At 56.4% G+C, this 23,568-nt stretch carries 19 protein-coding genes; 4 read left to right on the plus strand and 15 right to left on the minus strand.

All coding sequences use genetic code 11. The annotated features are described in order from the left end of the window. Positions 1-22: 22 nt before the first annotated feature. Positions 23-355: a thiosulfate sulfurtransferase GlpE gene (glpE, locus tag AM379_RS06290; protein ID WP_020884562.1), complete on the minus strand. Its 333-nt coding sequence runs from the start codon at positions 353-355 to the stop codon at positions 23-25. A gap of 252 nt (positions 356-607) precedes the next feature. On the opposite strand from glpE, the gene glpD reads away from it, so the two are divergent. Further along, the gene (gene glpD, locus AM379_RS06295) at positions 608-2,116 is read left to right on the plus strand and encodes a glycerol-3-phosphate dehydrogenase (RefSeq protein ID WP_025202849.1); all 1,509 of its coding nucleotides are present in this window, start codon (positions 608-610) and stop codon (positions 2,114-2,116) included. Positions 2,117-2,203: 87 nt separating this feature from the next. Here the strand turns inward: glpD and glgP are convergent, their stop codons facing one another. The 6 genes from glgP to asd all read right to left on the minus strand — a co-directional run bounded on the left by glgP (position 2,204) and on the right by asd (position 12,907). After that, entirely contained in the window at positions 2,204-4,651 is a 2,448-nt protein-coding gene (gene glgP / locus AM379_RS06300; protein WP_014171981.1) for a glycogen phosphorylase, read from the minus strand. Positions 4,652-4,669: 18 nt separating this feature from the next. Then, positions 4,670-6,103: a glycogen synthase GlgA gene (gene glgA, locus AM379_RS06305; protein ID WP_014171982.1), complete on the minus strand. Its 1,434-nt coding sequence runs from the start codon at positions 6,101-6,103 to the stop codon at positions 4,670-4,672. Continuing rightward, positions 6,103-7,398, minus strand: coding sequence for a glucose-1-phosphate adenylyltransferase (glgC, locus tag AM379_RS06310; protein WP_020884559.1), 1,296 nt, complete (start codon positions 7,396-7,398; stop codon positions 6,103-6,105). Before glgC ends, glgA begins: the two co-directional genes overlap by 1 nt. A gap of 17 nt (positions 7,399-7,415) precedes the next feature. Continuing rightward, complete coding sequence (gene glgX / locus AM379_RS06315; RefSeq protein ID WP_106503541.1) at positions 7,416-9,389, minus strand: glycogen debranching protein GlgX; 1,974 nt, start codon at positions 9,387-9,389, stop codon at positions 7,416-7,418. Then, positions 9,386-11,572, minus strand: coding sequence for a 1,4-alpha-glucan branching enzyme (gene glgB, locus AM379_RS06320; RefSeq protein ID WP_047954779.1), 2,187 nt, complete (start codon positions 11,570-11,572; stop codon positions 9,386-9,388). Before glgB ends, glgX begins: the two co-directional genes overlap by 4 nt. Before the next feature lie 231 nt (positions 11,573-11,803). After that, on the minus strand, positions 11,804-12,907 hold the full coding sequence (asd, locus tag AM379_RS06325; protein ID WP_014171986.1) for an aspartate-semialdehyde dehydrogenase: 1,104 nt from the start codon (positions 12,905-12,907) through the stop codon (positions 11,804-11,806). A gap of 177 nt (positions 12,908-13,084) precedes the next feature. On the opposite strand from asd, the gene yhgN reads away from it, so the two are divergent. Beyond that, positions 13,085-13,678: an NAAT family transporter YhgN gene (yhgN, locus tag AM379_RS06330; RefSeq protein ID WP_003861574.1), complete on the plus strand. Its 594-nt coding sequence runs from the start codon at positions 13,085-13,087 to the stop codon at positions 13,676-13,678. A gap of 50 nt (positions 13,679-13,728) precedes the next feature. On the opposite strand, the gene gntU is transcribed toward yhgN, so the two are convergent. From gntU to AM379_RS06355, 5 genes are all read right to left on the minus strand, one after another. Beyond that, the gene (gene gntU / locus AM379_RS06335; protein WP_014171987.1) at positions 13,729-15,069 is read right to left on the minus strand and encodes a gluconate transporter; all 1,341 of its coding nucleotides are present in this window, start codon (positions 15,067-15,069) and stop codon (positions 13,729-13,731) included. A 3-nt stretch (positions 15,070-15,072) separates the two neighbouring features. Beyond that, complete coding sequence (gene gntK / locus AM379_RS06340) at positions 15,073-15,600, minus strand: gluconokinase (protein WP_020884556.1); 528 nt, start codon at positions 15,598-15,600, stop codon at positions 15,073-15,075. A gap of 126 nt (positions 15,601-15,726) precedes the next feature. After that, entirely contained in the window at positions 15,727-16,722 is a 996-nt protein-coding gene (gene gntR / locus AM379_RS06345; protein WP_014171989.1) for a gluconate operon transcriptional repressor GntR, read from the minus strand. Between the two features lie 100 nt (positions 16,723-16,822). Next, the gene (locus AM379_RS06350; RefSeq protein ID WP_014171990.1) at positions 16,823-17,518 is read right to left on the minus strand and encodes a pirin family protein; all 696 of its coding nucleotides are present in this window, start codon (positions 17,516-17,518) and stop codon (positions 16,823-16,825) included. 122 nt (positions 17,519-17,640) lie between these two features. Beyond that, the gene (locus AM379_RS06355) at positions 17,641-18,678 is read right to left on the minus strand and encodes an oxidoreductase (protein ID WP_106503542.1); all 1,038 of its coding nucleotides are present in this window, start codon (positions 18,676-18,678) and stop codon (positions 17,641-17,643) included. Positions 18,679-18,986: 308 nt separating this feature from the next. Between AM379_RS06355 and yhhY the strand changes: the two genes are divergently transcribed. Continuing rightward, positions 18,987-19,475 carry an N-acetyltransferase gene (gene yhhY, locus AM379_RS06360; RefSeq protein WP_014171992.1) on the plus strand — a complete coding sequence of 163 codons (489 nt, stop codon included), beginning with the start codon at positions 18,987-18,989 and terminating at the stop codon, positions 19,473-19,475. A gap of 39 nt (positions 19,476-19,514) precedes the next feature. On the opposite strand, the gene ggt is transcribed toward yhhY, so the two are convergent. Continuing rightward, complete coding sequence (gene ggt / locus AM379_RS06365; RefSeq protein ID WP_032679738.1) at positions 19,515-21,257, minus strand: gamma-glutamyltransferase; 1,743 nt, start codon at positions 21,255-21,257, stop codon at positions 19,515-19,517. Between the two features lie 127 nt (positions 21,258-21,384). Here ggt and AM379_RS06370 point away from each other — a divergent pair, with 127 nt between their 5' ends. Next, complete coding sequence (locus AM379_RS06370; RefSeq protein ID WP_020884553.1) at positions 21,385-21,771, plus strand: DUF2756 family protein; 387 nt, start codon at positions 21,385-21,387, stop codon at positions 21,769-21,771. Here the strand turns inward: AM379_RS06370 and ugpQ are convergent. Both ugpQ and AM379_RS06380 read right to left on the minus strand, forming a co-directional pair. Next, positions 21,752-22,501 carry a glycerophosphodiester phosphodiesterase gene (gene ugpQ, locus AM379_RS06375; RefSeq protein ID WP_059305699.1) on the minus strand — a complete coding sequence of 250 codons (750 nt, stop codon included), beginning with the start codon at positions 22,499-22,501 and terminating at the stop codon, positions 21,752-21,754. The genes AM379_RS06370 and ugpQ overlap by 20 nt on opposite strands. Beyond that, positions 22,498-23,568, minus strand: coding sequence for a sn-glycerol-3-phosphate import ATP-binding protein UgpC (locus tag AM379_RS06380; RefSeq protein ID WP_020884551.1), 1,071 nt, complete (start codon positions 23,566-23,568; stop codon positions 22,498-22,500). Before AM379_RS06380 ends, ugpQ begins: the two co-directional genes overlap by 4 nt.

Consider the following 23,568-nt stretch of genomic DNA (forward strand, 5'->3'; position numbering starts at 1 on the left):
AAAAGGGGACAGTATAGCGGTATCAGCGCTCAAACGCGTATTCAACTTCTGCCGGGAAATGACGATGCCAGGCATCGAAGCCGCCATCAACGCTGTAAACCGCATCGTAGCCCTGCTGAAGCAGGTACTGCGCTGCACCTTTACTGCTGTTGCCGTGGTAGCACATGACCATCACCGGCGTGTCGAAATCGTTATCGCGCATAAACGCGCCCAGGGAGTCGTTGGTCAGGTGGAACGCGCCTGGCGTGTGGCCCATCGCAAAGCTCTGTGGATCGCGGATGTCCACCAGCACAGCCGTTCCCTGGTGCATTTTCTGATGGGCTTCTTCTACGTTAATACATTCAAACTGATCCATGGTGCTCTCATCTTATATTCAGGTGTGGTGCGCTTCCTCTCACCCCCACTCTCTCCTGAAGTGAGAAGGTTGGGCGAGGGCATCAAGCGGCACTATTTTACCCCGTAGTGTACGTCCTGGCGGCGGGTAAACGCCATTATGTTATCCATATCACTCTAAATTGTTTTTTTGATGTTACCAAAAGCGCGTTCCTTTGCTATTATGAGCGATATCGAACATTTCTGAGCTTTAACGAAAGTGCGTGAGGGTGTTATGGAAACCAAAGATCTGATTGTGATAGGCGGTGGCATCAACGGTGCCGGGATTGCGGCCGATGCTGCAGGACGCGGTTTATCCGTGCTGATGCTGGAAGCTAACGATCTCGCCTGCGCGACCTCGTCCGCCAGCTCCAAACTGATCCACGGTGGCCTGCGCTACCTGGAACACTACGAATTCCGCCTGGTCAGCGAAGCCCTGGCCGAACGTGAAGTGCTGCTGAAAATGGCCCCGCATCTGGCGATTCCGATGCGCTTTCGCCTGCCCCACCGCCCGCATCTGCGTCCGGCGTGGATGATTCGAATCGGTCTGTTTATGTACGATCATCTGGGCAAACGTACCAGCCTGCCAGGATCGACCGGTTTGCGTTTTGGCTCAGAATCGGTCCTTAAACCTGAAATCGTGCGCGGATTCGAATATTCCGACTGCTGGGTAGACGATGCGCGTCTGGTCCTTGCCAATGCGCAGATGGTGGTGAAAAAAGGCGGCGAGGTGAAAACCCGCACCCGCGCCACGGCTGCCCGTCGTGAAAACGGCCTGTGGATTGTTGAAGCGGAAGACGTGGATACCGGCGAGAAGTTCAGCTGGAAAGCGCGCGGCCTGGTGAACGCCACCGGGCCGTGGGTGAAACAGTTCTTTGATGAGGGAATGCACCTGCCTTCGCCGTACGGCATCCGCCTGATCAAAGGCAGCCACATTGTCGTGCCACGCGTGCATACCCAGAAGCAGGCCTATATCCTGCAAAACGAAGATAAACGTATCGTGTTTGTGATCCCGTGGATGGACGAGTTCTCCATCATCGGCACCACCGACGTGGAGTACAAAGGCGATCCAAAAAATGTCGAGATCGACGAAAGTGAAGTCAGCTACCTGCTGAAAGTGTATAACGCGCACTTCAAAAAACAGCTGGCACGCGATGACGTGGTCTGGACTTACTCCGGCGTGCGTCCGCTGTGTGATGACGAATCGGACTCACCGCAGGCCATCACCCGCGACTATACGCTGGATATTCATGACGTGGACGGCCAGGCACCGCTGCTGTCGGTCTTTGGCGGCAAGCTCACTACCTATCGTAAGCTGGCCGAACACGCACTGGAAAAACTGGTGCCGTACTACAAGGGCATTGGCCCGGCCTGGACTAAAGGTGCCGTATTGCCTGGCGGCGATATTGGGGATAACCGCGATGATTATGCCGCGAAACTGCGCCGTCGTTACCCGTTCATCACCGAAGGGATGGCGCGTCACTACGCCCGTACCTACGGCAGTAATACGGAATGGATCCTGGGTGAAGCCAAAACGCTTGCCGACCTGGGTGAACATTTCGGTCACGAACTCTACGAAGCCGAACTGCGCTATCTGGTTGAGAACGAGTGGGTGCGCCGCCTGGATGATGCCATCTGGCGTCGTACCAAAGAAGGGATGTGGCTGGATGCCGAGCAGCAGTCGCGCGTGGCGCAGTGGCTGGCGCAGAACGCGGGAAAGCGTGAGCTGTCATTAGCATCGTGATGTAAAAAAGCCCGGTGGCGTTACGCTTCCCGGGCCTGCAGATTGCATAAGCCGGGTCAGGCGAAGCCGCCACCCGGCTCTGTTTTTTTATAACCGTACGGGATCGATATGCCAGATAGTTTCAGCATATTCTTTGATAGTACGGTCTGATGAGAAATACCCCATATTGGCGATGTTATGCATCGCGGCGCTGGTCCACTTCTCCTGCTGACGGTACAACTCGTCCACGTTGTCCTGGCAGTCGACATAGCTGCGGTAATCCGCCAGAACCTGATAGTGGTCACCAAAGTTAATCAGTGAATCGACCAGATCGCGATAGCGGCTCGGCTCTTCAGGGTTAAACACGCCGGTGGCGATTTGCGTCAACACCTGGCGCAGCTCTTCATCTTCTTCGTAGTACTCGCGCGGCGAGTAGCCCTTCCTGCGAAGCGCCTCCACCTCCTCCGTCGTGTTACCGAAGATAAAGATATTTTCTGCCCCGACATGTTCCAGCATCTCAACGTTCGCGCCATCCAGCGTACCGATGGTCAGTGCGCCATTCAGGGCAAACTTCATATTACTGGTGCCGGAGGCTTCCGTACCGGCCGTGGAAATCTGCTCAGACAGGTCCGCCGCCGGAATGATCAACTGCGCCAGACTCACACTGTAGTTCGGGACAAAGACCACCTTCAGCTTGTCACCGATATCCGGATCGTTGTTGACCACCTTCGCCACATCATTGATGAGATGAATAATGTGCTTCGCCATGTAGTATGCCGACGCCGCCTTACCGGCAAAGATTTTCACCCGTGGCACCCAGTCGGCCGTTGGGTCGGCTTTGATGCGATTGTAGTGCGTGATGACGTGCAGCACGTTCATAAGCTGTCGCTTGTACTCATGGATACGCTTGATTTGCACATCAAACAACGCTTTCGGGTTGGCCACCACGTTCAGGTGCAGCGCAAGATACACCGACAGCCGCTTCTTGTTCAGAAGCTTGGCTTCACGCACGGCTTTGTTCACCGCCGGGAAATCCAGGTGCTGTTCAAGCTCGCCCAGCTGACTCAAATCGGTACGCCAGGTGCGGCCAATATGTTCGTCCAGGACGTCGGAGAGCGGCTGGTTAGCCAGCGCCAGCCAGCGACGCGGGGTAACACCGTTCGTCACGTTGCAAAAACGCGTCGGGAAGATCTTCGCGAAATCAGCAAACAGCGACTGCACCATCAGGTTCGAGTGCAGTCCGGAAACCCCGTTCACCTTGTGGCTGATCACCACCGCCAGCCAGGCCATACGCACGCGGCGACCGTTGGATTCATCAATGATTGAAGCCCGGCTCAGCAGGCCAGTATCGTTCGGATACTGCTCCTGCAGCGTCTTCAGGAAGTAGTCGTTAATCTCAAAGATAATCTGCAGATGGCGCGGCAAAATTTTACCGAGCATGTCGACCGGCCAGGTTTCCAGCGCTTCGCTCATCAGGGTGTGGTTGGTGTACGAGAAGACCTGGCAGGTCACTTCAAACGCATCATCCCAGCTGAATTTGTGCTCGTCGATCAGCAGACGCATGAGCTCGGGGATCGAAAGTACCGGGTGGGTGTCGTTGAGGTGAATGGCGGTTTTTTCCGCCAGGTTACTGTAGGTTTTGTGCAGCTGATAGTGACGGCTCAGGATGTCCTGAATCGTCGCGGACACAAGGAAATACTCCTGACGCAGTCGCAGTTCGCGTCCGGAATAGGTCGAGTCGTCCGGATAAAGCACGCGGGAGACGTTTTCAGAGTGGTTTTTATCTTCCACCGCCGCAAAATAGTCGCCCTGGTTGAATTTACCGAGGTTGATTTCGCTACTGGCCTGGGCGCTCCACAGGCGCAGGGTGTTGGTGGCATCGGTGTCGTAGCCGGGGATAATCTGGTCATAGGCCACGGCCAGGATCTCTTCCGTCTCAACCCAGCGGGATTTTTTTCCTTCCTGCTGAATACGGCCACCAAAGCGCACTTTGTAGCGCGTGTTGTGTCGTTTGAATTCCCACGGGTTGCCGTACTCAAGCCAGTAGTCCGGAGACTCTTTCTGTCGGCCTTCCACAATGTTCTGCTTGAACATGCCGTAGTCGTAGCGAATCCCGTAGCCGCGGCCCGGCAGGGCCAGCGTCGCCAGCGAGTCCAGGAAACAGGCGGCCAGGCGCCCCAGGCCACCGTTACCGAGGCCCGGGTCGTTCTCTTCGTCAATGAGCTCTTCTAAATCTAACCCCATCTCTTCCAGTGCGGTTTTGACGTCGTCATAGATACCGAGCGACAACAACGCATTGGACAGCGTGCGGCCAATCAAAAATTCCATCGACAGGTAATAAACCTGCCGCGTTTCCTGCGAAAGCTGGGCGCGGTTAGAGCGCAGCCAGCGTTCCACTAAGCGGTCACGCACGGCAAACAGCGTGGCGTTCAGCCACTCGTGTTTGTTGGCGATGACCGGGTCTTTCCCGATGGTGAACATCAGCTTATAGGCGATAGAGTGCTTTAACGCCTCAACGCTGAGCGTGGGTGAAGAATAGCTAAAAGGAGCATTCATATCAGTAACTTCGCCTCGTTACATCAAGCGTTGATAAAGGTCGCGGTATGACTGCGCCGCAACGTGCCAGCCAAAGTCCAGAGACATCGCCTGACGCTGAACGTAACGCCACAGAGATGGACGGGACCACAAGACGAAAGCACGCCGAATCGCCCGCAGCAGCGACCAGGCATTACTGTCCTCAAAGACAAACCCGCTGGCGATACCGTCCGCAAGGTTTTCCAGAGAACTGTCCGATACGGTATCCGCCAGCCCGCCGGTACGACGTACCAGCGGCAGCGTGCCGTATTTCAGGCCATAGAGCTGCGTCAGGCCACACGGTTCGAAACGACTCGGCACCAGAATGACGTCAGCACCGCCCATAATCCGGTGCGAAAACGCTTCGTGATAGCCAATCTGCACCCCTACCTGCCCGGGGTGCTCCGCCGCTGCCGCAAGGAAACCTTCCTGCAGCACCGGGTCGCCGGCACCGAGCAGCGCCAGTTGCCCCCCCTGCTCCAGTAAGCCCGGCAGCGCCTCCAGCACTAAATCCAGCCCTTTCTGGCTGGTCAGACGGCTGACGACGGCGAACAGCGGCACTTTATCGTTCACCTTCAGCCCCATCGCAATCTGCAGCTGGCGTTTGTTTTCCGCTTTGTCTTCCACGGAATCGCGGCCATAGCGTGCCGCCAGCAGAAGATCGGTCTCCGGATTCCAGATCTGCTCATCAACGCCGTTGAGGATCCCCGACAGGCGGCCCTCACGATGGCGCTGTCGCAGCAGCCCTTCCAGACCGTTACCAAACTCCGGCTGGGTAATTTCCCGGGCGTAGGTCGGGCTCACGGCCGTAATGTGATCGGCGTAGTAGATGCCGGCTTTCAGGAACGAAATCTGCCCGTTAAACTCCAGCCCGTGCATGTTATAGAACGACCATGGCAGATCGATGTCATTCATGTGATGGGCATAGTACATGCCCTGATACGCCAGGTTGTGAACGGTAAAGACCGATTTCGCCGGGTGGCCGCGCGCCGCCAGATACGCCGGTGCAAGCCCGGCGTGCCAGTCGTGAGCGTGTACCACATTCGGGCGCCAGAACGGATCCAGCCCGGTTGCCATTTCAGCACCGACCCAGCCGAGCAGTGCGAAACGCAGCACGTTGTCGGTATAGGCGAACAGGTTCGTATCGTGATACGGGCTACCCGGTCGATCGTATAAATGCGGCGCATCAATCAGGTAAATGCCTACGCCATTGTAATGTCCAAACAGCAGGGTGATGCGTCCGGCGAAGGTTTCACGACGAGTGACCACCTTTGCATCTGGAATACCACGCCGGATATCCGGAAAAGCGGGCAACAGAACTCGGGTATCTACACCCCCGGCGATTTGCGCCGCAGGCAATGCGCCAAGAACATCCGCCAGACCGCCCGTTTTTAACAACGGGAACATCTCAGAACATACATGTAAAACCTGCATTATCGCTCCTGTTTGACCTGCAGCTTCCGCAACATTTCCCGTGTTACTAACACGATCCCCTCTTCCGAACGGTAGAAACGACGCGCGTCTTCTTCCGCATTTTCACCAATCACCATGCCTTCAGGTATGACGCAGGCACGGTCGATAACGCAACGGCGCAGACGGCATGAGCGTCCGACCCAGACATCCGGCAGCAGCACCGCCGAATCGATATTACAGAATGAGTTCACGCGCACGCGGGGGAACAGCACCGACTGCACCACCACCGACCCCGAGATAATGCATCCGCCGGACACCAGCGAGTTCAGCGTCATGCCGTGACTGCCGGAGCGGTCCTGAACGAATTTCGCCGGCGGCAGCGATTCCATGTGGGTACGGATTGGCCAGTTCTGGTCGTACATATCCAGTTCAGGCGTCACCGACGCGAGATCGAGGTTTGCCTTCCAGTAGGCCTCCAGTGTTCCGACGTCGCGCCAGTAAGGTTCAGCATTCGGATCAGACTGCACGCAGGACAACGGGAAGGGATGTGCATACGCCATGCCAGCTTTGGTAATTTTCGGAATGATGTCTTTGCCGAAGTCGTGGCTGGAGTTTTCGTCTTTGTCGTCTTCTTCCAGCAGCGCGTAAAGATAATCGGCATCAAAGACATAGATCCCCATGCTGGCGAGCGATTTGGTATCGTCCCCAGGCATTGTCGGTGGGTTCGCCGGTTTTTCGACAAAATCGATAATCTTGTCGTCGGCGTCGACGTGCATCACCCCAAATGCCGTCGCCTCAGCAACAGGCACGGGCAGGCATGCCACGGTGCAACGCGCCCCTTTTTCGACGTGGTCGATCAGCATGTGGGAGTAGTCTTGCTTGTAGATATGATCGCCCGCGAGGATCACGATGTATTCCGCGTTATAACGGCGAATAATGTCGAGGTTTTGCGTCACCGCATCCGCCGTCCCGCGATACCAGTTCTCACCGTGAACGCGCTGCTGGGCAGGCAGAAGATCGACAAACTCATTCATCTCTTCACTGAAGAATGACCAGCCGCGCTGGATGTGCTGCACCAGAGTATGCGACTGATACTGCGTAATGACGCCAATGCGGCGAATGCCTGAGTTCAGGCAGTTGGAGAGCGCAAAGTCGATAATACGGAACTTACCACCAAAGTGGACGGCAGGTTTGGCGCGTTTGATGGTCAAATCTTTCAGACGAGTACCACGCCCGCCTGCGAGTATCAGGGCAACAGTTTTTAATGGTAGCTGGCGTGCCAACATTAAGGGATCGTTCTTCTCTAATCTAACCATGACTAACTCCTTTTTTATCATCTTTGGAATACGCACACTCCGTGCGCAGGCCCGTGCCAGACAGCCATTACTACCGGATTATCCGCTCCGGCAAATGGGGGAACAGCGCGCCATTCCCCGTCAGGTAAAACAATCTCAGCGACGTCATCCGTCGCGTTCAGCGTGACCAGCCACCTCTCCGAAAGCAGGATTTGCAGGCGTGGTACGCCGTGTTGCCACTCTTGCGCGCTTAAGGGTTGCGCGTCTTGATTCAGCCAGCGGACATTACCGTCGCCCTCTTCCCACCAGCGATCGGCGGTGAGCGCGGGAATTTGCTGGCGAAGATGGATCAGCGCAGCGGTAAAGTGAATCAACCCGCTGTTCGCTTCACCCCAGTCGAGCCAGGTCAACGTGTTGTCCTGGCAATACGCATTGTTGTTACCATGCTGACTGTGACCATGTTCATCGCCTGCCAGCAGCATCGGCGTGCCCTGCGACAATAACAGCGTTGTCAGCAGCGCATGCACGCTGGCGCGTCGCCGCTCGATAACATCAAGGCTTCCGCCTAACCCTTCTATACCATGATTGAAGCTATGGTTATTGTTAGTGCCATCGCGATTCTCCTCGCCGTTCGCTTCATTGTGTTTCTGATTGAAACAAACGCAGTCCCGGAGCGTAAAACCGTCGTGCGCCGTCAGCAGGTTGATCGTCGCAGACGGTCGTTTGCCATCGCGCTTAAAAAGATCGCTGGACCCGGCAAAGCGTCCGGCGAACTCCCCCAGCGACAGATTCCGTTCCAGCCAGAAGCGGCGCGCGGCATCGCGATAGTGATCGTTCCACTCGGCAAACAGGGGCGGGAAATTCCCGACCTGATAACCCCCTTCACCGATGTCCCACGGCTCGGCAATGAGCTTCACCTGTGACAGCACCGGACAATTTTTGATCGCTTCAAACAGCGGCGCCTGCTGACTGAAGGCCGGCGTACGCCCCATAACAGGTGCCAGATCAAAACGAAAACCGTCGACGTGGAACGTGTCCACCCAGTACTTCAGGCATTCATACGCGAAATGCATGACCGCCGGGTGGCTGAGATTGAGCGTGTTACCGCAACCGGTCCAGTTGAAGTAATCGCCATCGTCCCTGATCCAATAATAGCTACGGTTATCAATTCCGCGCATGGAGAGCGTCGGTCCATCGAGATCGCTTTCCGCACTGTGGTTCAGTACCACGTCCAGAATGACCTCAATGCCTGCCGCATGAAGCGCCTTTACCGCATCACGAAACTCGTCCCGCGCCTTGTCCGGATGAGTGGCATAGCGGGGTTCGAGCGCAAACATCGCCAGCGGGTTGTAGCCCCAGTAGTTACTGAGCCCCAGCCGCTGCAGACGAGGTTCACTGGCAAAATGCGCGACGGGCAACAGCTCCAGGGCCGTGATCCCGAGGTGCTTGAGGTAGGCAATCATGGTCGGATGACCGAGCGCCTGGTAGGTGCCGCGCATCTCTTTCGGGATTGACGGATGCAGATACGTCAGCCCTTTAACATGCGCCTCGTAGATAACGGTGTTGCCCCACGGCGTGCGCGGTGGGGCATCGTCTTCCCAGTCGTAGAGATCGTTCACCACCACGCTTTTAGGCGCCACGGGGGCGCTGTCGCGGTGGTCGGGTTCACCGTAGCCGACATGGAAAATAGGGTCGTCTTTAAACTCGCCATCCACGCGGTGCGCACACGGATCGATCAGCAGCTTCGCCGGGTTAAACCAGTGCCCCTGCGCAGGTGCCCACGGGCCGTGTACGCGATAGCCGTAGTGCATTCCTGGCCGTCCCCCGGCCAGGTAGCCGTGCCAGGTATCTCCTGTGCGAGACGGCAGGTCGTAACGATGTTCATTACCCTCGCCGTCAAATACGCACAGTTCAACCCGCTCCGCATGGGCAGAAAAGAGCGTGAAATTCACCCCCTTTCCATCAAAATGTGCCCCGAGCGGTTCGGGTTTACCTGCCGTAAGCTGGGTCATTCCCCCTCCCGGATCAGCCAGATGGTACTGAGCGGCGGTAGCGTAAGGCTCAGGGAATTCGGTCGCCCGTGGCTTTCAATGGCATCGCTTTGCACCAGACCACCGTTACCGGCATTGCTGCCGTGGTAGTGCGTGGAATCGGTATTCAGGATTTCACGCCACTTGCCGGCCTGGTTAATCCCGAAGCGATAATGATGGCGCGGTACAGGGGTAAAGTTGCTGGCGACGATAATTTCGTTGCCGGCTTTATCCCGCCGCACAAAGACAAACACCGAGCGCTCATGGTCATCCACCACCAGCCACTCGAAACCGTACGGGTCAAAATCAAGCTCATGCAGGGCTTTGTGGTGACGGTAGGTCAGGTTAAGGTCCCGCACCAGACGCTGTACGCCGTGGTGCCAGTTGTCGCCCCCTTCCAGCAGATGCCAGTCGAGGCTGGTGTCGTGGTTCCACTCGCGCCCCTGGGCGAACTCATTGCCCATAAACAGCAGTTTTTTACCCGGGAAGGCGAACATCCAGCCGTAGTAGGCGCGCAGGTTGGCGAACTTCTGCCATGCATCGCCCGGCATGCGGTCGAGAATGGATTTTTTGCCATGCACCACTTCGTCATGCGACAGCGGCAGCATGAAGTTCTCGGTGTAGTTGTAGAGCAGCCCGAAGGTGAGCTTGTCATGGTGATACTGGCGGTAGACGGGATCCAGCTTCATGTAGTCGAGCGTGTCGTGCATCCACCCCAGGTTCCATTTGTACCAGAACCCCAGTCCGCCGGTTGACGGTGGACGGGAGACGCCAGGGAAGTCGGTGGACTCTTCCGCCATCGTCACCGCACCGTCTACCTGCTCGCCGATAATACGGTTGGTGTTGCGCAGAAACTCAATCGCTTCCAGGTTTTCACGGCCGCCATACTCGTTCGGGATCCACTCGCCTTCTTTGCGGCTGTAGTCGCGGTAGATCATCGACGCCACGGCATCAACGCGCAGGGCATCAATGCCAAAGCGCTCAATCCAGTACAGCGCATTGCCCACGAGGTAGTTTGCCACTTCACGACGACCGTAGTTGTAGATCAGCGTGTTCCAGTCCTGGTGATAGCCTTCGCGCGGGTCGCTGTGCTCGTACAGCTTAGTGCCGTCAAACTCTGAAAGACTAAAATCATCGGACGGGAAATGGCCCGGCACCCAGTCGAGGATCACGTTTAACCCGGCGGCGTGCGCGGCATTGATAAAATAGCGGAAGTCATCGCGCGTGCCGAAGCGACGCGTCGGGGCATACATCCCGGTCGGCTGATAACCCCAGCTTCCGTCGAACGGGTGTTCATTAATTGGCAGCAACTCAAGATGGGTAAAGCCCATCCATTTCGCGTACGGAACCAGCTGGTCGGCAAGCTCCCGGTAGCTGAGCCAGAAGTTATTATCGGTATGGCGACGCCAGGAACCGAGATGCACTTCGTAGACGGAAATTGGCGCATCAAAGCGGTTGGCCTGCTTGCGTTCTTCACTCTGGACAACTTTTTCCGGCAGGCCGCAAATCATTGACGCGGTTTCCGGACGCATTTGCGCTTCGAAGGCGTACGGGTCGGACTTAATACGCAGCTTGCCGTGCGCATCGATCATCTCGAATTTATACAGCTGGCCGTTGTGCGCGCCGGGGATAAACAGCTCCCAGATACCGCTTTCACGGCGCAGACGCATCGGGTGACGACGGCCATCCCAGTAGTTGAACTGGCCGACAACGGAGACTCGCTGGGCGTTAGGCGCCCACACGGCAAACCGCGTGCCGGTGATGCCATCCATCGTATCGGCATGGGCACCCAGCGTTTCATAAGGTCGCAGGTGGGTACCTTCAGACAGCAGCCACGCGTCCATCTCCTGTAAAAGAGGCCCAAAACTGTAGGGATCATCGATGAGATTTTGCTGACCATGCCAGATAACGGCAAGCTGATAACGAAAAGGGTTTTTACGACGGGGCATTACGCCCGAAAAGAAGCCACGAGAATCGAGGCATTCCAGATTGCCGACCTTGCGGCCGGTTTTGGGTTCGATAACCCACACTTCTGTGGCATCCGGTAACAGTGCCCGGACTTCCAGCCCGGCCTCGGTACGGTGCATCCCCAGTACGGAAAAGGGGTCGGCAAAATGACCCGCAATAAGCGCATTAATCACGTCTCTATCCACACGATCGGACATGGTATTCATCCTGTTTTTTATGTCGTCCTTTTTTAGCGCCTGGGACGACTTTAATGTGACCTGAACGGGCATCCTCTCAGCCCCGTCCTAACCTCAGGTAAGAAATAACTCTTCCTTAAAGCATAGCCAACGCTCTAAATGACTCCTGATAAAAAATAAGACATATGCGTTTTACTCCATGTAGTACGCGGAAAAGGGGGTGAAAATCACCCCCCGGGGTTTAACAAATTATTACGCCAGCTGGCGCAGCATGCGACGCAGCGGCTCGGCTGCGCCCCACAGAAGCTGGTCGCCGACGGTGAATGCAGAAAGGAACTCCGGCCCCATGTTCAGCTTACGCAGACGACCCACCGGGGTGGTCAGCGTGCCGGTGACGGCAGCCGGGGTCAATTCACGCATGGTGATGTCGCGATCGTTTGGAACCACTTTCGCCCACGGGTTGTGTGCAGCCAGCAGCTCTTCCACGGTCGGAATCGACACATCTTTTTTCAGTTTAATCGTGAAGGCCTGGCTGTGGCAGCGCAGCGCGCCGATACGTACGCACAGACCGTCAACTGGAATGGTGTTCGCGGTATTGAGTATTTTGTTGGTCTCAGCCTGACCTTTCCACTCTTCGCGGGTCTGGCCGTTATCCAGCTGTTTGTCGATCCACGGGATCAGACCACCGGCCAGCGGTACACCAAAATTATCCACCGGCAGCTCGCCGCTGCGGGTCAGCTCGGTGACTTTACGCTCGATATCGAGAATAGCGGAGGCCGGGTTTGCCAGCTCGGTCGCAACGCTGTGGTGCAACTGGCCCATCTGCGTCAGCAGCTCGCGCATATGGCGCGCACCGCCGCCGGACGCGGCCTGGTAAGTCGCCACGGAGACCCACTCCACCAGGTCCTGCGCGAACAGGCCGCCGAGGGACATCAGCATCAGGCTGACGGTGCAGTTACCGCCGACAAAGGTTTTTACGCCGTTGTTCAGGCCGTCGGTGATGACGTCCTGGTTGACCGGGTCGAGAATGATGATGGCATCGTCTTTCATGCGCAGTGAAGACGCCGCATCAATCCAGTAGCCCTGCCAGCCGCTTTCACGCAGCTTTGGATAAATTTCGTTGGTATAATCGCCGCCCTGGCAAGTGACAATAATGTCGAGTGCCTTCAGCGCTTCCAGATCGAAAGCATCCTGCAACGTACCGGTGCTGCCGCCAAAAGAAGGTGCAGCCTGGCCGAGCTGGGAAGTGGAGAAGAAGACCGGGCGGATGGCGTCAAAATCGCGCTCTTCAACCATGCGTTGCATGAGAACAGAGCCGACCATACCGCGCCAGCCGATAAAACCAACGTTTTTCATAGCATTTTTTTCCTGCAGAGGGTGTGTGCTGATTGTGCAAACCAGTATTCAACTGGGATATGCTTCACATTACAAAATGCTGCCAAAGTCGCAAGCGAAATTAATCGATGATGGCCCGCCAATCAGAAATAGCGCTAATCATCATAATAACCATAGAGAGTTTCAGGGATAATTTTAATGAGTGAAATCATATCCGCGGCGGTTTTATTGATCCTGATAATGGATCCTCTGGGCAACCTGCCTATCTTCATGTCGGTGCTGAAGCACACCGAACCCAAACGCCGTCGGGCGATCATGATCCGCGAGCTGCTTATCGCGCTGCTGGTGATGTTCATCTTCCTGTTTGCCGGTGAGAAAATCCTCGCCTTCCTGAATCTGCGTGCCGAAACGGTTTCGATTTCCGGTGGGATTATCCTGTTCCTGATAGCGATTAAGATGATTTTCCCGAGCGCTGAAGGCAGCAGCAGCGGCCTGCCCGCGGGGGAAGAGCCGTTTATTGTGCCGCTGGCGATTCCCCTTGTCGCCGGACCGACGATTCTGGCAACGCTGATGCTGCTGTCGCATCAGTACCCCAATCAGATGAGCCATCTGGTGATTGCCTTGCTGATTGCCTGGGGCGGGACGTTTATCATTCTGCTGCAGTCGTCGTTGTTCCTGCGCCTGCTGGGTGAGAAAGGCGTAAACGCGCTGGAGCGCCTGATGGGGTTGATTCTGGTGATGATGGCGACGCAGATGTTCCTGGACGGGATCCGCGCGTGGATGAAGGGCTAGGTAAAAACAAAAAAGGACAACTCACGTTGTCCTTTTGCTTTTAGCCGGGTTTAACTCAGCAGCGTAAACGCAATCATCCCGACAATGGCACCCGTCGTGCCGAGGATGGTTTCCATCAGCGTCCAGGTTTTCAGGGTTTGCGCTTCGGTCGCACCGGTAAATTTACCGAACAGCCAGAAGCCGGCGTCGTTGACGTGTGACACCACAATCGAACCGCCCGCAATGCAGATTGAGAGCGCGGCCATCTGGGCACCGGAGTAGTTAAGCTGTTCAATCACCGGCATCACCAGACCCACGGCGGTTAAACATGCCACCGTCGCAGAGCCCTGGATGATACGCACCGCCGCAGCCAGTACGAAACAGGTCACCGCAATGGGCAGCCCCATGCCGGTCAGGGCTTCGCCCAGCGCCGGACCCACGCCGGAATCCACCAGCACCTGTTTGAACACGCCACCGGCACCGATCACCAGCAGAATGATACCCGCAGGCTGCAGCGCATGGCCGCAGATTTCCATCACTTTGTCTTTCGGCATGCCCTGACGCATCGCCAGGCCGTACATCGCCACCAGACACGCCACCAGGATCGCGGTGAACGGGTGGCCGATAAACTCAAACCATTCGTACGCAGTAGACCCCACCGGCACGAAACGCGCGGCGATGGTTTTCAGCCCCACCAGCACCAGCGGCAGCAGGATCAGCGCCAGGCTGAAGCCGAAGGACGGCATTTTGCCTTCGCCAAGGTGCGGCTCGGTGACGTCATCCGGAATGTGAAGCTCAACGTAACGACTGATGAAGTTGCCCCACAGCGGGCCGGCAATAATCATTCCCGGGATCGCTGCACACAGACCAATCAGGATCATCCAGCCAAAATCGGCGTGCATCTGAGAAGCCAGCAGCATCGGCGCAGGCCCAGGCAGCAGGAACGCCGCCGCAGCCGCCACGCCCGCAAACAGCGGAATCACCAGCTTCACGAGGTTAGTGCCGGTATGGCGAGCCATCGAGAACGCCACGCTAATCAGCAGCACCACGGCCACTTCGAAGAACAGCGGCAGCGCACAAATCAGACCGGCGAGGCCAATCGCGTAGTGCGCACGGCTGTGTCCGAAGGATTTGAGCATTTTGACGGCAATCTGGTCGACTGCGCCCGTCTCATGCAGGATCTTGCCAAACATCGCGCCCAGCGCGACCACAATGGCCAGGAAACCCAGCGTGCCTCCCATCCCTTTTTCCATCGTCGCTGCGATCTTATCGAGCGGCATACCGGAAAAGAGACCTGCACCAATAGACACCACCATTAAGGCAACGAAAGCATGCATACGCGCTTTCATCACTAAAAACAGCAGCAGCAATACGGAACCAACTGCTGTTAAAACTAGCGTTAATGTACTCAAAACTTACTGCCTTTTATTAATGACCTCGATGGTGCTGGCAACAACACCCTCCAGTGACTGATCGATATCAACCACTAAGACGTCTTTCTCATCGTCGCCCGGCTCCTGCAACGCTTCGAACTGCGTCACCAGCATCTGGGTTTTGAAGAAGTGGCCTTTACGCGCCTTCAGACGGCTCTCAATCACCTCGAAATCGCCTTTCAGGTAGATGAAAGAGAGGTTCGGGTTGCCGTCACGCAGCAGGTCGCGGTAGGTTTTTTTCAGCGCGGAGCAGACGATCAGGGAGACCTTGTTGGTACGCTGCATCGCGAACGCGGCGTCATTCAGCGCCTGCAACCACGGTTTGCGGTCGTCATCGTTCAGCGGCTCGCCGGAGGCCATTTTCATGATATTGCTGCGCGGATGGAGGAAGTCGCCATCAAGAAACGCCGCATGAAGTTGATGCGCCACTTCGCTGGCCACGGCAGATTTACCGCTACCGGAAACGCCCATCAGGACGTAAACGTGGTGATCATGATTAGTCGTGCTCAAAGGGTGTCCCTCAGTCAATTGTTACGGGTAACAGTTATCGGTAACATTGTCCTGCTGGGGCAAAAGAGAAGCAATATCCAAACGTGCGCGAAGTGAATAAGTGTGACCCACTTCAAATTTGTCAGCTTAAATAGATCCACCCGGTGACAAGGTGAAACCTAAATCTAACATTTTCGGCGTCACCGTCTCGCCACGTATGCGCGCCAGCAGGCGTTCTGCGCCAATACGGCCCATACGTTCACGCGGTGTCAGGACGCTCGCCAGACGGGGTTCCATCACCTGGCCGATGTCGTGGCCGTGGAAACCGGCAATCGCCATATCTTCGGGGATCTTCAGCCCCAGACGCTGGCATTCGAACGCTGCACCGACCGCAAGGTCATCGTTGGTACAGAAAATACCGTCCAGTTGCGGATACTCGCGTCGTGCCTGACGCATCAGCTCAATACCCGACGTATAGGATGAAGACTGCTCAACCATCACGCTGTACGGTGTTAAACCGGCGTCGAGCATTGCCTGCTCGTATCCCTTCTGTTTGATGATAGTACGTTCATCCAGACGTGCACCCAGGTAGGCAATATGGCGATGGCCGCGGGCAATGATGGCCGCCGTCATCTGGCGCGCCGCTTCGAAGTTATCAAAGCCCACCGCAATATCGAGACACGGCGACTGGCTGTCCATCAGCTCCACCACCGGAATGCCTGCCACTTCAATCATTTTTAGCGTACGGGGGGTGTGAGTACGTTCGGTTAAAATCAGGCCGTCGATGTTCCAGGAGAGCATGGACTCAAGACGTTCTTCTTCCAGTTCCGGCTTGTACCCATAGTGAGCGAGCATGGTCTGATAGCCAAAGGCATCGGTCACGCTTTCAATGCCGCGCAACACTTCGGCAAAAACCTGGTTGGTTAAGGAAGGCAGGAGGACGCCAACCGCGCGGCTGGTCGCATTCGAAAGAATATCGGGGGCGCGGTTAGGGATATACCCCAGTTCATCGAGGGCAGCGGCAATCTTGCCACGCAACGCCACGGAAACCTGTTCCGGGTTACGTAAAAACCGGCTGACCGTCATTTTGGTCACACCGACGCGATCGGCTACATCCTGAAGTACGGGGCGTTTCTTTTTCATCGTCCTGAGAAATCGTAAGTGATAGATTTGCTCAGTTTATCACGGACAAAGCCCATCCTTCCCCTGTCAAAGGGAAGGATGGGCATTTATTTATGATTTATTACACCGGTGGCAGATCAAACAGCAGAATTTCGCTTTCACTGTCGGCATGCACGGACAGTGCCTGCTCATCCCAGATTGCCAGACCATCCGCCGTGGTGGCTTTCGTGCCGTTAATAGACACCTCGCCTTTCACCACCTGGATCCAGACGCGGCGGTTAGCGGCAATCTGATGGACAGACTGTTCGTCTTTTGCCAGCGCCCAGCGGTACAGTTCCATATCCTGGTGCACTTTCAGCGAACCGTCACGCGCATCCGGAGAGAGCACCAGCTGTTTGCCCTGTTTAGCATCAAAGCGGCGCTGTTCGTAGCGCGGGGTGATGCCGGTTTCTTCCGGAATGATCCAGATTTGATACAGGTGCAGTTTTTCCGTTTTGCTTGGGTTGTATTCAGAGTGACGCACCCCGGTACCCGCACTCATAATCTGGAACTCGCCCGCCGGAACCTGCTCTTTGTTGCCCATGCTGTCCTGGTGCTCAACCGCCCCTTCCAGCACATACGTCAGGATTTCCATGTCTTTGTGCGGGTGGGTACCGAAGCCCTGGCCTGCATCAATCACGTCATCGTTAATGACGCGCAGTGCGGAGAAGCCCATAAAGTTCGGGTCGTAGTAGTCAGCAAACGAGAATGAATGCCATGAGTCCAGCCAGCCATGATTCGCGTGACCACGTTCGTTTGCTTTGCGTAAGTAGATCATTGTTTCACCCTCAGTTCGTTTCGATGGAGTAAGTGTGGACGCAAACGGCCTGGGATCATAGAGGGTGAAAATTGACTCCTCTGTTCAAAAATTTAGAACAAGCAAAGAGGAGTCATAATTTCTTATCTGGCGAGGGTTATCGTGGCAGGAGAGGCCTGTTCGAAGGCCCGTTCAAGGAGTTCGAGATTGGTCATAACTTCAGATTCCTTGACGTAATTGGGCGCACCGTTAGTCAGGGTCTCATACAGCGCATCGTAAACGCGGCCATAGTCACCCGCTTCGGGTTTCACGTCCTCTTTAACGGTGATGCCCTCTGCGTTGACGTACTCCAGCACGCCCACGGAGTCATCCGCCGCAAACCCCAGGTCGCCGGGCATAATGTTCGCCTTCAGGCTGGTCTCCTGCTGGTCGATACCGTACTTAATAAACGAGCCTCTGGTGCCATGCACAATAAATTTCGGATAGTCAATTTTCACCAGATGGCTGGTTTTGACGATGGCTTTCAGGTCGCCGTAAAACAGCTGGGCTTCGAAGGTATCGTCCGGGTTGGCTTTATTCCGCAGGCTGCGAATGTCATACGCCACGTGGTCCGGTCGGCCAAACAGGGAGATTACCTGGTCCATGGTGTGCACGCCGAGACCATAGAACGAGCCGTCCTGCGGCAGGCCGGGATGCGTTTCCACTACCGGACGGTAGTAATCAAAGTGGCTTTCAATCTCGACGATGTCACCCAGTTTACCGCTCTCAATCACTTTTTTTGCCGTCAGGAAGCAGCTGTCAAAGCGGCGGTTTTGGTACGGCGTGACGGTCAGCCCTTTGCGCTTCGCCAGGTCAAACAACGTTTTCGCCTCTGTCATTGTCGGGGTAAACGGCTTTTCCACCAGCACGTTTTTGCCCGCCTCCAGCGCGCGTTTTGCGTACTCGAAATGGCTGTCAGCGTGGGTACAGACAATCACCAGTTTGACCTGCGGATCGTTGAGGACCTCATCAAGATCGCTGGTGAAATGAATATGGGAGTACTGGGGAGACTGCTCTTCCGGCTTCGCGCGACGCCGGTAGATATGGGCAACGTGCCAGCTGTCTTTGCGGTTGAGAACATACGGAAGGTGGTAACGCGTGGTGCTTTTGCCAAATCCAATAAATGCGCAATGTAATGTCATGGCTCAGTCCTTTTTAAGGTTACTGAGTGCAACCATAGCGCAAGTTTTGCCCTCACCCCAGCTCTCTTCCACGGGGAGCGGGCGAAAAAAGACAAAAAAAAGCCAGCGAAAAGCTGGCTAAAGTAATACTGGAAGCAATGTGAGCAATGTCGTGCTTTCAGGTTCCCGTAGGGGTCTTCCTGAACGCAGAGCAATAATAATCATTCTCATTCGCACTTGTCCAATCTTTTTTGCAAAAATTAGCAGTTGACTCAAATTTTAATCTCACTGATGTTGGAATGGACGTTTAACTGACTGAGGATGAAGGAATGAGTGAGATTGTGATACGCCATATCGAAGCCCGCGATGCAGAAGCGTTACGTGACATTATGTCGCATCCTGGGGTGTATCACGACACGCTACAACTTCCCCATCCCTCAATGGATATGTGGCATGACCGGGTCGCGACGAAACCGGGAAGACGGCATCTCGTCGCCTGTCTTGACCAGCGAGTGGTTGGCCATATGGCACTCGATGTGATGGAAAATCCCCGCCGCAGCCACGTTGCAACGTTCGGCATTAGCGTGGCCGCTGATGTACAGGGACGCGGTGTGGGTCGTGCGCTCATGCGCGAAATGGTCAATCTCTGCGACAACTGGTTGCGCATTGAACGCATTGAGCTCACGGTTTTTGCGGATAACCCAGCGGCACTGGCGCTGTATAAGAAGTTTGGGTTTGAAATCGAAGGGACCGGCAGGAACTTCGCCCTGCGTAACGGCGACTATGTGGACGCGTATTACATGGCGCGGCTGAAGTGATAAATTGCCCGGTAACGCGACGCTTACCGGGCAATAAAATCAGAACCCCGCCGTCAAATCATCCACCGAACGCGGATCCGAGGCCCCAAACAGCGTGCCGTCCGGGCCGACCATAATGCTCTGGGTGCTGCCCATTGCCTCTTTCAGCGCCACCTTCTGTCCGCGCTGCTCCAGCAGCTTGATGGTATCCGGACTAAAGCCCTTCTCAACACGCAGCTCGTCCGGCAGCCACTGATGGTGGAAACGCGGTGCGTTCGTCGCTTCGGCGACATTCATTCCAAAGTCAATGCTGTTCACCACCATCTGCAGCACCGTGGTGATAATACGGCTGCCGCCAGGGCTGCCTGTCACCAGCCAGGTTTTACCGTCTTTGACCACGATGGTAGGCGACATGGACGACAGCGGACGCTTCTTCGGCCCGACCGCATTCGCATCCCCGCCTACCAGTCCGTAGACGTTCGGCACGCCCGGTTTGGCCGAGAAGTCATCCATCTCGTTATTGAGCAGAATCCCGCTGTTGCCTGCCACGATGCCTGTACCAAAGGTGGTGTTGAGGGTATAGGTCACCGCCACCGCGTTACCGTCTTTATCCACCACCGAGAAGTGGGTGGTCTGGTTGCTCTCATACGGTGCCAGCTTGCCCGGGCGGATCTCGCTCGACGGTTTGGCCTTGTTGATGTCAATCTCATCAGCAATCGATTTAGCATAGGCTTTATTGGTCAGCGCCTGCCACGGCACCTTCACGAAGTCCGGGTCGCCCAGGTATTCTGAACGGTCGGCGTAGGCGCGTTTTTCCGCCTCTGCCATCACCTGCATGGCATCCGCACTGCCGAAGCCGAACTTGTGCATATCGAAGTTTTCAAGAATGTTGAGGATCTGCACGATGTGAATGCCGCCGGAAGACGGCGGCGGCATCGAGAAAACGTCATAGCCGCGATAGCTTCCGTGAATCGGCTCACGCTCGACGGCCTTGTACTCCGCGAGATCCGCTTTGGTGATAAGCCCACCGTTCTTTTGCATCTCTTCGGCAATCTGGTCGGCAATCGCCCCTTTGTAGAACGCATCCGGGCCGTGCTCCGCGATCAGCTCCAGACTTTTCGCCAGGTTCTTTTGCACCAGCTTATCGCCCTTCTTCAGCGGTTCGCCGTCTTTCCAGAAGATAGCCTTGCTGTTTTCGTGATTCGGAATCACTTCGCTGCCATAGGTTTTAAGATCGTCAGCCAGGGCGTCATTCACCACAAAACCTTCGCGGGCGAGCTTAATCGCAGGCTGTACCACTTTGTTGAGCGGCAGGGTGCCATATTTTTCCAGCGCCAGGGAGAAGCCTGCGACGGTGCCCGGCGTACCGGAGGCGAGATGCGAGGTCAGGGATTTTTTGCTGTCCGGGTTGCCTTGATCGTCAAGGAACATATCGCGGGAAGCCTGTCCTGGGGCCATCTCACGGAAGTCGATGGCGGTGGTTTTGCCGTCTTTGGTCCGCAGCATCATAAAGCCGCCGCCGCCCAGGTTCCCCGCCTGCGGATGCGTCACCGCCAGCGCATAGCCCACCGCGACTGCCGCATCCACCGCATTACCGCCCTGACGGAGAATATCGACGCCCACTTTCGTTGCCAGCGCATCCACCGACGCCACCATACCCTGCGTTGCCCGCACGGGATGAAAAACATCTTCCTCCACGCCGTACGAGACTGGCGGAGCCGCTGGCGGGTTGGCCGCCACGCTAAATGTGCCGCCTGCCATCAGCGCGGCGATCGCTATCCAGCGCAAAAACGTTGGTTTCATCATTATTGTTCTCCAGGTGAAGAGGGCCATATTCCCCGCTTAAGCCTGGTTCACAACTCCTAAAAAATCATCGTCATGGTGAAATCAGGGTAAACTTAAGAGAAGCCTCAAAAGAAGGGAGATGACAATGAAACGCTTACTGATTCTTACGGCGCTGCTTCCGTTTGCCGCGCTCGCACAGCCACTCAATACGATGAACAACCCGAACCAGCAGGGCTACGTCATTCCAAGCCAGCAGCGTATGCAAACGGAGATGATGAGCCAGCAGCAACAGCAGAAAGGGATGCTAAACCAGCAGTTGAAAACGCAGACCCAGATGCAGCAGCAAAGCCTGCAAAACCAGATGAACACCAACACCCAGCGCATACAGCAGGGTCAGGTGCGTGAGCAGCCGCTGCCTAACCCAAACGGCGGGATGCTGGGCGGAATGACCTCGTCGGGCAGCGGACAGCAGCATATGCTGCCGTCCCAGTCACCGTCGAATGGCGGGATGCTTAATTCTTCGCAGAACTAAAGTTCGGGCCGATCACGTCAATCGCATCGGTACAGATACTGTCCACCCCCCAGCGCAGCAGCTCCGCCGCGCGCTGGGGTTTGTTGACGGTATAGACCAGGATATGCAGCCCCGCCTCTTTCAACATTTTTACCCGCGCCTCATCCAGCAGCGCGTGGTTCAGGTGAATCGACACACACCCTAAACGGCTGGTCAGCTCACGCCAGTCATCACGCCACGTATCAAGCAACAGTCCGCGCGGCAACGCCGGGACGGACGCCTGCGCCGCCTCCAGGGCATCAATGTCAAACGACGACAGCAGGGGTGGCGTCATGCCCTCCCACAGCTCACGCGCGGCCAGCGCAATGACTTTACCTGTGAGCGGCCCGGTGCCGGTGGTTGGTTTGATTTCGATATTGGCCATCATGCCGTGCAGGCGACAGCGGTCGGCCACTTCCGCCAGCAGCGGCAGCGGCTCGCCTTTGAACTCGCTGCTGTACCAGCTTCCGGCGTCGACGTTCAGCAGATCGCGCCACGGCAGGTCTCCCGCCACGCCCCAGCCATTGCTGGTACGTTCGAGGTTGTCATCATGCAGAAGGAAAATCTCGCCGTCTTTCGATAGCTTGGCGTCGAACTCGATCATCGTGTGACCGTAATGCGCGCCCATATCGATAGCCGCCAGCGTGTTTTCCGGCGCCAGTTTACCGCCGCCCCGGTGGGCGACGATGTGGGGATAAGGCCAGTTACTCATATACGTTGTCCTGTTTCACCGTCGAATACGTGCAGGTGATTTTCCGGCAGATGCAGCCACAGTGTGCTGCCTGCTTTAGGGCGCTCCTGATGGGCCAGACGCACCACCATTTTTTGTTCACCCCAACGTCCGTGCGCCAGGTTGTCAGCCCCCAGCATCTCCAGCGTGTCCATGACCAGCGGCACGCCGCCTTCCGCCTGTGAGGTTAACCCAATATGTTCCGGGCGGATACCGAGCGTCATCTTACGCCCGGCATAGCCACGATAGTACCCGTTTACGGGCAGCGCCATCCCACTTTCCAGCTCAAAGTGCGTACCGGCACTGCTGATCCGCCCTTCCAGCAGGTTCATCGCCGGGCTGCCAATAAAGCTCGCCACAAAGCGGGAGGCCGGTTTCTCGTATACCTCCACCGGGGTGCCAATCTGTTCGGCGACGCCTTTGTTCATCACCATCACGCGCTGGGCGAGGGTCATCGCTTCCACCTGATCGTGCGTCACATACAGGGAGGTGGTTTTCAGACGACGGTGCAGCTGCTGCAGCTCAAGGCGCATCTGCACGCGCAGCTTGGCATCAAGGTTTGAGAGCGGCTCGTCGAACAGGAACACCGCAGGGTCACGCACAATGGCGCGCCCCATCGCCACGCGCTGGCGCTGTCCGCCGGACAGTTCACGCGGACGTCGCTTGAGCAGGCCATCCAGTTCCAGAATACGCGCCGCCTCTTTCACGCGCTCATCGATATGGCTTTTGCCCATCCCGCGGATTTTCAGCCCCCATGCCATGTTCTCTTCCACGCTCATGTGCGGGTAAAGGGCGTAGTTCTGAAACACCATCGCGATGCCCCGGTCCTTCGGCTCCATCTCGGTCACGCGCTGGCGATCGATCCAGATATCGCCGCTGGTCACACGTTCAAGCCCGGCAACCATGCGCAGCAGCGTTGATTTGCCGCAGCCTGACGGGCCAACCATCACGATAAATTCCCCGTCCGCCACGTCGAGCGTTAACGGCTGAATGACCTGGGTTTTGTTGTCCCAGCTTTTGGTCACTGCCTGTAATTTTAAACCTGCCAT

The sequence above is a fragment of the Enterobacter cloacae complex sp. FDA-CDC-AR_0132 genome, assembly GCF_003010695.1.
In the GTDB taxonomy this organism is placed as follows: Bacteria; Pseudomonadota; Gammaproteobacteria; order Enterobacterales; family Enterobacteriaceae; genus Enterobacter; species Enterobacter ludwigii.

Coding starts and splice junctions, on each gene's coding strand:
- AM379_RS06370 (WP_020884553.1), top strand. CDS start 21,385: ATGAAACGCTTACTGATTCTTACGGCGCTGCTTCCGTTTGCCGCGCTC.
- glpE (WP_020884562.1), bottom strand. CDS start 355: ATGGATCAGTTTGAATGTATTAACGTAGAAGAAGCCCATCAGAAAATG.
- AM379_RS06350 (WP_014171990.1), bottom strand. CDS start 17,518: ATGATCTACTTACGCAAAGCAAACGAACGTGGTCACGCGAATCATGGC.
- yhhY (WP_014171992.1), top strand. CDS start 18,987: ATGAGTGAGATTGTGATACGCCATATCGAAGCCCGCGATGCAGAAGCG.
- glgX (WP_106503541.1), bottom strand. CDS start 9,389: ATGACCCAGCTTACGGCAGGTAAACCCGAACCGCTCGGGGCACATTTT.
- gntR (WP_014171989.1), bottom strand. CDS start 16,722: ATGAAAAAGAAACGCCCCGTACTTCAGGATGTAGCCGATCGCGTCGGT.
- AM379_RS06355 (WP_106503542.1), bottom strand. CDS start 18,678: ATGACATTACATTGCGCATTTATTGGATTTGGCAAAAGCACCACGCGT.
- AM379_RS06380 (WP_020884551.1), bottom strand. CDS start 23,568: ATGGCAGGTTTAAAATTACAGGCAGTGACCAAAAGCTGGGACAACAAA.
- ugpQ (WP_059305699.1), bottom strand. CDS start 22,501: ATGAGTAACTGGCCTTATCCCCACATCGTCGCCCACCGGGGCGGCGGT.
- glpD (WP_025202849.1), top strand. CDS start 608: ATGGAAACCAAAGATCTGATTGTGATAGGCGGTGGCATCAACGGTGCC.
- ggt (WP_032679738.1), bottom strand. CDS start 21,257: ATGAAACCAACGTTTTTGCGCTGGATAGCGATCGCCGCGCTGATGGCA.
- glgA (WP_014171982.1), bottom strand. CDS start 6,103: ATGCAGGTTTTACATGTATGTTCTGAGATGTTCCCGTTGTTAAAAACG.
- glgP (WP_014171981.1), bottom strand. CDS start 4,651: ATGAATGCTCCTTTTAGCTATTCTTCACCCACGCTCAGCGTTGAGGCG.
- glgB (WP_047954779.1), bottom strand. CDS start 11,572: ATGTCCGATCGTGTGGATAGAGACGTGATTAATGCGCTTATTGCGGGT.
- glgC (WP_020884559.1), bottom strand. CDS start 7,398: ATGGTTAGATTAGAGAAGAACGATCCCTTAATGTTGGCACGCCAGCTA.
- asd (WP_014171986.1), bottom strand. CDS start 12,907: ATGAAAAACGTTGGTTTTATCGGCTGGCGCGGTATGGTCGGCTCTGTT.
- yhgN (WP_003861574.1), top strand. CDS start 13,085: ATGAGTGAAATCATATCCGCGGCGGTTTTATTGATCCTGATAATGGAT.